Source organism: Solicola agrisoli (assembly GCF_049059935.1).
Taxonomy (GTDB): domain Bacteria; phylum Actinomycetota; class Actinomycetes; order Propionibacteriales; family Nocardioidaceae; genus JAURVT01.
Map to the genome: position 1 here is coordinate 41,458 of NZ_JBMGQR010000026.1, position 8,198 is coordinate 49,655.

Consider the following 8,198-nt stretch of genomic DNA (forward strand, 5'->3'; position numbering starts at 1 on the left):
CCTCAGCCGCGGCGGCTCCGTAGGTAGTCGCTCACGACGTACTCGCCGAGCCGGTCCAGGCTGGGCGCGAACACCCGTCCTCCGTTGCGTCGGGCCACGGCGCCGACGAACCGGGCGAGTCCGGGGTCGTCCCCGAGCAGGAAGAAGTTCATCGTCGCGCCCATGCGGGTCATCGCGTCGACCTCGCCGAGCGTGGCGCGCAGCGTCTCCTGCGTGGTGGGCCAGGAGAAGAACGGGTTGCCGTCGGGCTCGAGGTGGGCCGTGGGCTCGCCGTCGGTGACGACGAGGACCACCGGCTCGGCCTCGGGGTGACGACGCAGGTGGCGGCCGGCGAGCTGCAGGGCGTGGTGCAGGTTCGTGCCCTGCTCGTACGACGGCTCGCGCGAGGCCAGCTCGGTGTCGGTGAGGCGGTGCGCCATCCGCGAGAACCCGATGATCTGCAGCGCGTCGGTGCGAAACCGGGTGCTGATCAGGTGAGACAGCGCCAGCGCCGTCTGCTTCATCGGTCCCCAGCGGTCCTCCTGGACCATCGAGAACGACAGGTCGACGCACAGGGCGACCGCCGCGACCGTGCGGTGCTCGGTCTCCTCGACGCTGAAGTCGTCGGGGTCGAGACGCAGCCGGCCGTCGAGGGGACGGCCGCTGCCCGCGGTGCGCAGGACGGCGTTGCGGACGGTGCCGACGGCGTCGAGCGGGCGCTCGTCGCCGAAGTTCCACGGCAGGCTCGCGCCGGTGCGGTCGTCCGCGGCGCCCGGCCGGTGCAGGCTGTGGTCGCCGCGCGACTGGGAGTCGAGGTCGTCGAACACGCGGCGCAGCGCCGACTCGCCGAGACGCCGCAGCGCCTTGGGCGTCAGGCTCAGCTCGCCACCGTCGCGGTGGAGGTATCCCTGTCGCTCCAGCTCGCGCTCGAGCTCGCGCAGGGCCCGCAGGTCCTGGACGGCCGCGGGGGTGAGCTGGCGCTCCAGGGCGTCGACGTCGACGTCGTCCAGCGACGCGCCGCCGTAGTCCTGGGACAGCTGCGCCTCCAGCTGCTCGAGGTCGGACAGGTCCGCGACGGCGCCCACGGCGTCGCCGTACCCCATCGGCTCGCCGTCCGGGTCGCCCTGGCCGTCGACGCGACCACGTCCGCGCATCATGCCCGGACGCAGGCCGTGCAGGTTGTCCTGCAGCTGGGAGAGCTGGGACTGCAGGTCGACGTCGTCGCCCATCGCGTCCTGCATCAGCTGCGAGAGCTCCTCGCGCTGCTCGGGGGTGAGCGAGCGCATCAGCCGGTCGGCCGCGGCCTGACGGCGGGCGAGGAGGTCGATCAGGTCGTCGGTGTCCTGGGGCTGCTCGGGGAAGAACTCCCCGTGCTGCTCCATGAACCGCTCGAACTGCTCGGTGGTGTCCTGGCCCCGGGCGTGGGCCGCGAGCAGCTGGTTGAGGTCGGCGAGCATGTCGCGCACGGCCTGCATGGCCTCGGGGTCGCCGCCCTCGAGGGCCTGCTTCATGCCGGCGAACTGGGCGTCGAGCACCTCGCGCTTGAGCAGGTCCTTGATCGAGTCGAAGATCTGCCTGGCCTCGTCGGAGGCCCACTGGTAGTCGGCGAGCTCACGGACGGCGCTCGCGGTGTCGGGCGGGAGCTCGGCGAGCTCCATCTCGGCCATCCGGGCGGCGTCGTCGTCGGCGCGGCTCGCGAGCTCGTCGGTCTCGGCGGCGAGCGCCTGGTCGAGCGCGGCGCGGACGGTGTCGAGCGTGCCGCCGAGGTTGCCGCGGCGCTCGAGCATCTCGCGCCGCTCGCGCAGGCGGCGACGCATCTCCTGCAGCCCGTCGCGTCCGGACGCGCCGCGGTCGAGCAGCCGGTCGATCGCGCTGCGCAGGTCGGACCCGGCGAGCACGTCCTTGCCGATCTGGTCGACGGCGTCGCGCACGTCGAACGGCGGCTTGAGCGGGTCGGGCCCGCCGCGCCACGACCCGTAGCGGTGGCCCCGCCCCCGGTACGGCATCAGGCCCCGTAGACCGTGCGCCCGTCGACCTCGTCCTTGGCGAGGCGCCGCGTCAGGTGCAGCCCCTCCAGGACGAACTCGACCGCGGCCGCGGCCTGGCCGGGGGAGACGGTGTCCTCCTCGACGCCGAGACGGTCCAGGACCGTCGCGAGGCCGGAGACGGCGCCCATCTGCTCCAGGAGCGACGAGCCGGGCACCAACGGGCCGGTCTCGATGATCTCGCCGTCGGCGAAGCGCTCGGTGAAGGCGGTGAGGTCGAGGCCGCCGAGGCGCTGCCGGAACGTGTCGACGGTGGCGACGCGCAGCAGGTGCCACAGCACCTCGTCCTCGCGTCCCTCCTCGCCCATCTCGAACTCGACCTTGCCGCGCAGCGCCGGCACCACGTCGGGCAGGTCGGAGACGCGGGTGACCGGCGGCTCCTCGCCCGACAGCGCGGAGCGACGCAGGGCCGCGGCGGACGCCTCCTCGGCGGCCGCGATCGCAAACCGGGCCGAGACGCCCGAGCGCTGGTCGACGGCGCTGGAGCCGCGCAGCTCGTAGACGAACCGGGCGAGCACCTCGAGCACGTGCCGCGGCACCTCGGCGACGACCTCGGCCTCCTGCGCGATCAGCGCCACCTCGTCCTGCACGTCGTCGAGGTAGTGGGTGCGGATCTCGGCCCCGAACCGGTCCTTGAGCGGGGTGATGATGCGGCCGCGGTTGGTGTAGTCCTCGGGGTTGGCCGACGCGACGACGATGACGTCGAGCGGCAGCCGCAGCGCGTACCCGCGCACCTGCAGGTCGCGCTCCTCGAGGATGTTGAACAGGCCGACCTGGATGCGCTCGGCGAGGTCGGGCAGCTCGTTGAGGCCGAAGATGCCGCGGTTGGTGCGGGGGAGCAGGCCGTAGTGGATGGTCTCGGGGTCGCCCAGCGTGCGGCCCTCGGCGATGCGCACGGGGTCGACGTCGCCGATCAGGTCGCCGACGCTGGTGTCGGGCGTCGCGAGCTTCTCGCCGTAGCGGTCCTCGCGGTGCAGCCAGGTGACGGGCAGGTCGTCGCCGAGCTCGGCGATGCGACGACGGGTGGCGTCGGTGAGCGGGGCGAGCGGGTGCTCGCGCAGCTCCGAGCCCTCGACGACGGGCGTCCACTCGTCGAGCAGGCCGACGATGCTGCGCATGAGGCGGGTCTTGCCCTGGCCGCGCTCGCCCAGCAGGACGACGTCGTGGCCGGCGAGCAGGGCGCGCTCCATGGCGGGGACGACCGAGTCCTCGAACCCGACCATGCCGGGGAACGTGGGCTCGCCGGCGCGGAGCCGGGCGACGAGGTTGGCGCGCACCTCGGCCTTGACCGAGCGGGGCTCGGCGCCGCTCGCACGGAGCTCGCCGAGGGTGCTGATGGAGGGGGCGGGGGAGGTGGGGATGTCGGTTCCGACCATGGCCTCGACCGTACGCCTTGCCGTGTAAAGGTTCCGATGACTATTATTGCTTCAGGTCATCTCGACCTTTACTCAGACGTCGGAGGTGGTGGCCGTGCCCGCCGAGGTCGACCTCGCCGTCTCCACCGTGATCTTCGCGCTCCGCCAGAGCGACGACGGCGCGTCCTCGTCTCTGTGGATCCCGCTCGTCCGCCGCATCCGCGAGCCCTACGAGGGACGGTGGGCGCTGCCCGGGGGACCGCTCGAGGACGGCGAGAGCCTCGACGACGCCGCGCGCCGCAACCTGGTGGCCACCACGGCGCTGAGCCCGACGTACCTCGAGCAGCTGTACTCGTTCGGCACGCCCGACCGCTCGCCGGGCGCCCGCGTCGTCTCGATCGTCTACTGGGCGCTCGTGCAGCCCGAGGAGGCGGCGGCCACCGTCGAGGACGACAACGTCCGCTGGTTCGAGGCCGAGCAGGTCATGGGCCTGGCCTTCGACCACGACGCGATCGTGGCCTACGCGCTGTGGCGGCTGCGGACCAAGGTCGAGTACACCCGCCTCGCCCACGCCTTCCTGGGCGAGGAGTTCACCCTGGCGCAGCTGCGACAGGTCTACGAGGTCGTGCTGCAGCAGCGGCTCGACCCCGCCAACTTCCGGCGCCAGGTGGAGGCCGACGGCACCGTCGTCGCCACCGGGCGCTTCCTCACCGGCGGGCGGCACCGGCCGCCCCGTCTGTACCGCTACGCACCTCAGGAGACGTCATGAGTGCACCGTCCGTCGACACCACCATCCGCAGCGGCGCGAGCACGTGCGACACCGACCTCGCGAGCGGTCCGTGGGTCTTCGACCTCGCCGCGCCGACGTACGGCCCCGGCGCGTCCGTCGCCGACCCGGTCCCGGCGGGCACGCCGCGCCAGGGGGAGCTGCCGCAGGCCTACCGCGACGCCTCGCCCGACGAGCTCGACGCCCGCATCGTCGCGGCCAAGCAGACGCTGGGGGAGCGCGTCGTGGTGCTCGGGCACTTCTACCAGCGTGACGAGGTGGTGCGGTACGCCGACTTCGTGGGTGACTCCTTCCAGCTCGCCAACGCCGCGCTGACGCGTCCCGACGCCGAGGCGATCGTGTTCTGCGGCGTGCACTTCATGGCCGAGACCGCCGACGTCCTGTCGCGCCCTGACCAGCAGGTGGTGCTCCCCAACCTCGCGGCCGGCTGCTCGATGGCCGACATGGCCGACGAGGACTCGGTGCTGGAGTGCTGGGAGGAGCTGTGCGACCTCTACGGCACCGAGCCCGACGCCGACGGCCGCGTGCCCGTCATCCCCGTGACGTACATGAACTCCTCGGCCGCGCTCAAGGCGTTCTGCGGCGAGCGGGGCGGCATCGTGTGCACCTCGTCCAACGCCGCGACGGTGCTGGAGTGGGCCTTCGAGCGCGGGCAGCGGGTGCTGTTCTTCCCCGACCAGCACCTCGGTCGCAACACCGCCAAGGCGATGGGCGTCCCGCTGGAGCAGATGCCCACCTGGAACCCGAACAAGCCGCTCGGCGGCAACGACGAGGCCACGCTGACGGACGCCAGGGTGCTGCTGTGGCACGGCTTCTGCTCGGTGCACAAGCGGTTCACCGTCGCGCAGGTCGACAAGGCCCGCGCCGAGCACCCCGGCGTCCAGGTGATCGTGCACCCCGAGTGCCCGATGCCGGTCGTCGACGCCGCCGACGCGGCCGGCTCCACCGACTACATCGTCAAGGCCATCGCGGCGGCCGAGCCCGGCTCGACGTTCGCGATCGGCACCGAGGTCAACCTGGTCAACCGGCTCGCGCAGGAGCACCCCGAGCACACGATCTTCTGCCTCGACCCGGTGATCTGCCCCTGCTCGACCATGTACCGGATCCACCCCGGCTACCTGGCCTGGGTGCTCGAGGCGCTGGTGGACGGCGAGGTGCTCAACCGCATCGAGGTGGCGGCCGACGTCGCCGCGCCTGCCCGCGTCGCGCTCGAGCGGATGCTGGCGGCCAGGCCGTGAGGGTCCTGGTGGTCGGCAGCGGCATCGCCGGCCTGACCTGCGCGCTGGAGGCGGCGGCGCACCACGACGTCACCGTGGTCACCAAGGCCGGCGTGGCCGACGGCGCCACGCGCTGGGCGCAGGGCGGCGTCGCCGTCGTCTGGGACGCCGACGGGGCCGGTGGCGACGACACCGTCGCCTCGCACGTCGCCGACACCCTGGCCGCCGGCGACGGGCTGTGCGACCCGACCGCCGTCGAGGTGCTGTGCGCCGAGGGACCGTCCGCCGTGGCCGGCCTGGTGCGCCGCGGCGTCGACTTCGACCGTGACGGCGCCGCGTACGCGCGCGGCACCGAGGCCGCGCACTCGGCCGCGCGGGTGCTGCACGCCGGCGGCGACGCGACGGGTGCCGCCATCGAGCTCGCGCTCGTCGAGGCGCTGCGACGCTCCGGCGTCGAGGTCGTCGAGCACACCGCGGTGGCCGACCTGGTCGTCCGCGACGGCGCGGTCGTGGGCGTGCGCACCGACCGCGGCGACGAGCTCTCGGCCGACGCGGTGGTGCTGGCGACCGGTGGTGCGGGGCAGCTCTACCCGTTCACCACCAACCCCTCGGTGGCCACCGGCGACGGGCTGGCCGCCGCGCTGCGGGCCGGCGCCGTGGTGGGCGACCTCGAGATGTACCAGTTCCACCCCACGATGCTGGCCGTCCCCGGTGGGGCGCTGATCTCCGAGGCGGTGCGCGGCGAGGGCGCCGTGCTCCGCGACGCCCGCGGCAGCCGTTTCATGACCGCCGTCGACCCGCGTGCCGAGCTCGCGCCCCGCGACGTCGTCGCCCGCGCCATCGCCCGGACCATGGCCGAGCAGGGCGGCGCGCCCGTCGTCCTCGACGCCACCGCTCTCGGCGCCGAGCACCTGGCGCGCCGGTTCCCCGGCCTCACGGCGCAGTGCGCGTCGCACGGCCTGGACTGGGCCCGCGAGCCCGTCCCGGTGGCCCCGGCCGCGCACTACTGGATGGGCGGCGTGCGCACCGACCTCGACGGACGCACCTCGCTGCCCGGCCTGCTGGCCGTCGGCGAGGTGGCCCGCACCGGCGTCCACGGCGCCAACCGGCTGGCGTCCAGCTCGCTGCTCGAGGGCGCCGTGTTCGGCACCCGCTGCGCCCGCGCGCTCGACGAGCCGTGGCGCGAGCCCGACGTCGTCGACGTCGAGGTCGTGGCGCTGGGCGGCGGCGACGAGCCGCTGACGCGCGAGGCCCTGCAGGACGTGATGTGGACCGGTGCGGGGCTGGTCCGCGACGCCGACGGGCTGGCCGCCGCCGCCGCGGTGCTCGACGGTGCGGTCGCGGCGTCCGACCACCTCGAGGACCACAACCTGCTCGACCTCGGTCGTGCCCTCGTCGCCGGCGCCACGCTCCGCGAGGAGAGCCGCGGGGCGCACCACCGCAGCGACGCCCCGGGCCACACGGTGGGCGCGGCCCGGCCCACCTACCTGGTGGCCAAGGACGTGGCCCCGTGCTGACGCAGGCGGCCGTCGACGACGTCGTGACGCGCGCGCTGGCCGAGGACGCCCCCTGGGGCGACCTCACCTGCGAGGCGCTCGTGCCCGAGGATGCCCGCGCCGACGCCGCGCTCGTCGCCCGCGAGCCGGGCACGCTGGCCGGCGTCGACGTGTTCGCGCGCGTGATGGACCTCGTCGGGGGAGTGTCGACCACCGTGCTCGTCCACGACGGCGACGTGTTCGCGGCCGGCGACGTGATCGCGCGCGTCGAGGGCACGGCCCGGTCGGTGCTGCGGGCCGAGCGGGTGGCGCTCAACCTCGTCCAGCGGATGAGCGGCATCGCGACGCTGACGGCCGCGCACGTCGCCGCCGTCGCCGGCACGCGCGCCCGGATCGCCGACACCCGCAAGACGACGCCGGGCCTGCGTGCGCTGGAGCGCCACGCCGTGCGCTGCGGGGGCGGCAGCAACCACCGGTTCAGCCTGTCCGACGCCGTGATGGCCAAGGACAACCACCTCGCGGTGCTCGCCGCCGCGGGCGTCGGGCTCACCGAGGCCCTGCGCGCCGCCCGCGCGCGCATCCCGCACACGGCGCACCTGGAGGTCGAGGTCGACCGCCTCGACCAGGTCGAGGACGTGCTGGCCGCCGGCGTCGACACGATCATGCTCGACAACTTCTCGCTGCCCGATCTCGTCGCCGGCGTCGGGCAGGTGGCGGGGCGAGCCCTCGTGGAGGCCAGCGGCGGCATCAGCCTGGAGACGGTGGCCGCGGTCGCCGCCACCGGGGTCGACGTGATCTCGGTGGGCGCCCTCACCCACGCCGCGCGGGCCCTCGACCTCGGCCTCGACGTCACCACCCGGCCGTGATCTACGCCGACGCCGCCGCGACGACGCCCGTCCGCCGTGAGGTGCTCGAGGCGATGTGGCCCTACCTGACGGGCACGTTCGGCAACGCGTCCAGCCACCACGCCTACGGCGAGGCCGCCGCGGCCGGGCTCGCCGACGCGCGGGCCCGGGTCGCCGCGCAGCTGGGGTGCAGACCGGCCGAGGTCGTCCTCACCGGTGGCGGCACCGAGGCCGACAACCTCGCCGTCAAGGGCATCGCCCTGGCGTCCCCGCGCGGGCGGCACGTCGTGGTCTCGGCGATCGAGCACCCCGCGGTCGCCGAGTCCGTGGCCTACCTGGAGCGCCTGCACGGGTTCGAGGTCACCCGGGTGGGCGTCGACGCCACCGGCACCGTCGACCCCGACGACGTCGCGGCCGCCCTGCGCGACGACACCACGCTGTGCACGGTGATGACCGCCAGCAACGAGGTGGGCA

7 protein-coding genes are annotated in these 8,198 nt (G+C 74.3%); 5 read left to right on the forward strand and 2 right to left on the reverse strand.

The genetic code is table 11. From position 1 onward, the window contains the following. Positions 1-2: 2 nt before the first annotated feature. Together ACI6PP_RS11410 and ACI6PP_RS11415 are read right to left on the reverse strand one after the other, a co-directional pair. Positions 3-1,985: a vWA domain-containing protein gene (locus ACI6PP_RS11410; RefSeq protein ID WP_421111702.1), complete on the reverse strand. Its 1,983-nt coding sequence runs from the start codon at positions 1,983-1,985 to the stop codon at positions 3-5. Beyond that, the gene (locus tag ACI6PP_RS11415) at positions 1,985-3,400 is read right to left on the reverse strand and encodes a magnesium chelatase ATPase subunit I (RefSeq protein ID WP_421111703.1); all 1,416 of its coding nucleotides are present in this window, start codon (positions 3,398-3,400) and stop codon (positions 1,985-1,987) included. Before ACI6PP_RS11415 ends, ACI6PP_RS11410 begins: the two co-directional genes overlap by 1 nt. Positions 3,401-3,494: 94 nt before the next feature. Here ACI6PP_RS11415 and ACI6PP_RS11420 point away from each other — a divergent pair, with 94 nt between their 5' ends. From ACI6PP_RS11420 to ACI6PP_RS11440, 5 genes are all read left to right on the forward strand, one after another. Then, complete coding sequence (locus ACI6PP_RS11420) at positions 3,495-4,148, forward strand: NUDIX hydrolase (protein WP_421111704.1); 654 nt, start codon at positions 3,495-3,497, stop codon at positions 4,146-4,148. Continuing rightward, a complete protein-coding gene (gene nadA / locus ACI6PP_RS11425) occupies positions 4,145-5,404 on the forward strand; it encodes a quinolinate synthase NadA (RefSeq protein WP_421111705.1) in 1,260 nt (419 codons plus the stop codon). The genes ACI6PP_RS11420 and nadA overlap by 4 nt, the downstream gene beginning before the upstream one ends. After that, a complete protein-coding gene (gene nadB, locus ACI6PP_RS11430) occupies positions 5,401-6,900 on the forward strand; it encodes an L-aspartate oxidase (RefSeq protein ID WP_421111706.1) in 1,500 nt (499 codons plus the stop codon). Before nadA ends, nadB begins: the two co-directional genes overlap by 4 nt. Continuing rightward, on the forward strand, positions 6,894-7,745 hold the full coding sequence (gene nadC, locus ACI6PP_RS11435; protein ID WP_421111707.1) for a carboxylating nicotinate-nucleotide diphosphorylase: 852 nt from the start codon (positions 6,894-6,896) through the stop codon (positions 7,743-7,745). Before nadB ends, nadC begins: the two co-directional genes overlap by 7 nt. Further along, positions 7,742-8,198, forward strand: a 457-nt coding sequence (locus ACI6PP_RS11440; RefSeq protein ID WP_421111708.1) for an aminotransferase class V-fold PLP-dependent enzyme, incomplete at its 3' end; no start/stop codon positions are given. The genes nadC and ACI6PP_RS11440, both read left to right, overlap by 4 nt.